This window comes from Streptomyces sp. NPDC000151 (assembly GCF_040301705.1).
GTDB lineage: Bacteria > Actinomycetota > Actinomycetes > Streptomycetales > Streptomycetaceae > Streptomyces.
Genome location: NZ_JBEPFC010000227.1, coordinates 4,768 through 7,436, shown reverse-complemented (window position 1 = coordinate 7,436; position 2,669 = coordinate 4,768). Strand labels below are relative to the sequence as shown.

Annotated in this window: 2 protein-coding genes and 1 pseudogene; 2 read left to right on the top strand and 1 reads right to left on the bottom strand. The window is 75.8% G+C overall.

What is annotated here, in order from left to right; translation table 11 throughout:
- Nucleotides 1–192, bottom strand: a pseudogene (locus ABT381_RS34170) (hypothetical protein); the annotation flags it as partial.
- A gap of 116 nt (nucleotides 193–308) precedes the next feature.
- On the opposite strand from ABT381_RS34170, the gene ABT381_RS34165 reads away from it, so the two are divergent.
- Together ABT381_RS34165 and ABT381_RS34160 are read left to right on the top strand one after the other, a co-directional pair.
- Nucleotides 309–1,157 (top strand): (2Fe-2S)-binding protein, encoded by an 849-nt coding sequence (locus ABT381_RS34165; protein ID WP_351601452.1) that lies wholly within the window; start codon nucleotides 309–311, stop codon nucleotides 1,155–1,157.
- Nucleotides 1,158–1,384: 227 nt separating this feature from the next.
- Entirely contained in the window at nucleotides 1,385–2,518 is a 1,134-nt protein-coding gene (locus ABT381_RS34160) for a DUF2637 domain-containing protein (protein WP_351601449.1), read from the top strand.
- Nucleotides 2,519–2,669: the final 151 nt, after the last annotated feature.

Genomic DNA, 2,669 nt, shown 5'->3' with positions numbered 1-2,669 from the left:
GGAGGGCGCGGCGGGCGGCGCGGCGGGGGCTACCGGCGGCGGGGCGGCGACGGCGTGGGTGACGGCGCCGTCGGCGTCGGCCGGGTGCCGTCCGCGTATCGCCTCGGGGTGGCCCTGCACCCCCTCGGGGCGCCCCTGTACGGGCACGCGGGCGCGTATTCGCGACGGCTGTTCCGCTCCGCGCTGCTCCATGGGGTACCTCCTGATGTCCTTGAGCACCATAGGCGGCCCCTGCCGCAGTTCAAACCTCGGAGACTTCCGCTAAGGTAAGCCTTACCTGCCAACGACGCGATTCGGTGGTCCTCCGCATGCCTTCTTCCGTCCTCGCCGCCCCGCCGTCCCCTTCCCCCGTGACCGGCGCGTATGCCCGGCTCACGGAGGTGTTCCCGGGCCTGCGGGTGACCGAGCTCGGGCCGCGGGACGCGGCCCCGGCGGGCGAGGACTGGACGAGCGCGGCGGAGCTGGCGGCCGGCGGCGCGGCCCTGGACGCCTTCCTCGCCTGGGACGACGCACAGGTGATCAAGAACTACGGGAAGCGTGCACGCGCCGACGTGGTCGCCAGCTTCGGCCTGCACCGGTACGCCTGGCCGGCCTGCCTACTGATCACCATGCCGTGGTTCCTGCACCGCCGGGTGCCCCGGCTGCCCGCCGGCGCCGTCTTCTTCCCGCGCGAGCTGGGCCACGCGGCCGTACGGATCACCTCGTTCGCGTGCCTGCCCGACGACACCGCGGCCGAGCTGCCGGGAGCCGTCGTGGTGCCCGACGAGGAGGCGCTGCGCGGCGAGGTGCGGGCCGCGGTCGCCGAGCACCTCGGGCCGGTACTGGACGGCTTCCGGCCCCGCGTGCGGCGCGGCCCGCGCGCCCTGTGGGGCATGGCGACGGACGAGATCGTCGAGGGGCTGTGGTACCTCGGCCATCTGCTCGGCGAGGAGCCGCGCGCGGTGGCCGAGGTGGCGCGGCTGCTGCCGGGCACGACGGCGCCGTACGTCGGCGGCGCGGGCTTCCGCGAGCTGACCGGCCCGGCCGGCGAGCGGCTCCCGACGCGGGACCGCGCGAGCTGCTGCATGTTCTACACCGTGCGCCCGGAGGACACCTGCGTCACCTGCCCGCGCACCTGCGACGCCGACCGGGTCGCGCGGCTCACCGCGAGCGCCTGACCCGAGCGCTCCGCTCCCCCGCCACAGCGCACTGCTCCCCTGCCACCCGATCGAGTGGCGACAATCGAACTCAACTGCCGCCGCCCTCAAGGCTGTGCGAACAGTTTGCCCCTCTCGGCGGCCCTGGCCGCCTCCTTGGCGTCCTCTTGCCCCGAAAACCCCTGCCGTACCGGCCGGCTCCGCCAGGATGTCGCGCGAAACGCGTACCGCGATGCAAGGGGTCCCAGATGAGAATGACGGACATATCGCTGGACTGGCTCGTCCCGGGAGCCCTGCTGCTCGTCGGCGTCACGGCGGCCGTGGCGGTGGTCCTGCGCGGCAAGCAGAGCGCGGACAAGACGGCGGCCGACGACTCCTGGGAGCGCAGCGAGGAACGCCGGCGCCGCAAGGAGGCCGTCTACGGCTCGGCGTCGTACCTGCTGCTCTTCTGCTGCGCCGCGGTGGCGGCCGCGCTCTCCTTCCACGGCCTGGTCGGCTTCGGCCGGCAGAACCTCAACCTCTCCGGGGGTTGGGAGTACCTGGTGCCGTTCGGCCTGGACGGCGCCGCGATGTTCTGCTCTGTACTGGCCGTGCGCGAGGCCAGCCACGGTGACGCGGCGCTCGGCTCGCGGATGCTGGTGTGGACGTTCGCGGGCGCGGCCGCGTGGTTCAACTGGGTGCACGCGCCGCGCGGCCTGGACCACGCGGGCGCGCCGCAGTTCTTCGCGGGCATGTCCCTGTCGGCCGCGGTCCTCTTCGACCGGGCGCTGAAGCAGACCCGCAGGGCGGCGCTGCGCGAACAGGGCCTGGTGCCCAGGCCGCTGCCGCAGATCCGTATCGTGCGCTGGCTGCGGGCCCCGCGCGAGACCTTCGCCGCCTGGTCGCTGATGCTCCTGGAGAACGTACGGAGCCTGGACGAGGCGGTCGAGGAGGTACGCGAGGACCGCCGCGAGGAGGAGCAGGCCCGGCGGCGCCGGCGCGAGCAGGGCAAGCTGGACCGGGCCCGGGTGAAGGCGCTGAACCGGCAGCACCGGTGGGGGCGCGGCGCCCGCCAGGTGCCGGCCGTGACGGCCGGGCGGCCGGTGGCCCAGCAGGCCGAGGCCCCGGCGATCGAGGGCCAGGCGGCCGGCGGCCGGACGGGCGACACCCCCGCGATAGAGGCGCCGCCCCTGACCGAGAGCCCCGCCGCCGAAGCGGAGCCCGCTCCGGGCGGCCGGCCGCGGTCGCGCCCCACACTGACGGCCGTGACCGGCCGCGCCGGCGGCGCCGAGCGGCAGGGCCGGCGGACCGTGGACCTCACCGCCGAGGACGACACCCAGACGATCCCGCGCCTTGACTCCCTGGAGGAGAAACTCGCCGAGATCGAGCGGCAGTTCGGCTGAGCGCCGGGCGAGCCGACGACCGAGCGGCTGTACCGCGACCGAGCGGCGGGGGGGGGGGGCCGGGGGGGCGGCCGCCCCCCCCCCCCCGCCCCCCCCCCCCCGCCCGCGCCGGGGCCCCCCCGCGGAAACACCCCACAGGCCCACACCCGGC

Excerpts from the sequence above, each read along its gene's own strand:
- ABT381_RS34165 (WP_351601452.1), top strand. The coding sequence starts at position 309 with ATGCCTTCTTCCGTCCTCGCCGCCCCGCCGTCCCCTTCCCCCGTGACC.
- ABT381_RS34160 (WP_351601449.1), top strand. The coding sequence starts at position 1,385 with ATGAGAATGACGGACATATCGCTGGACTGGCTCGTCCCGGGAGCCCTG.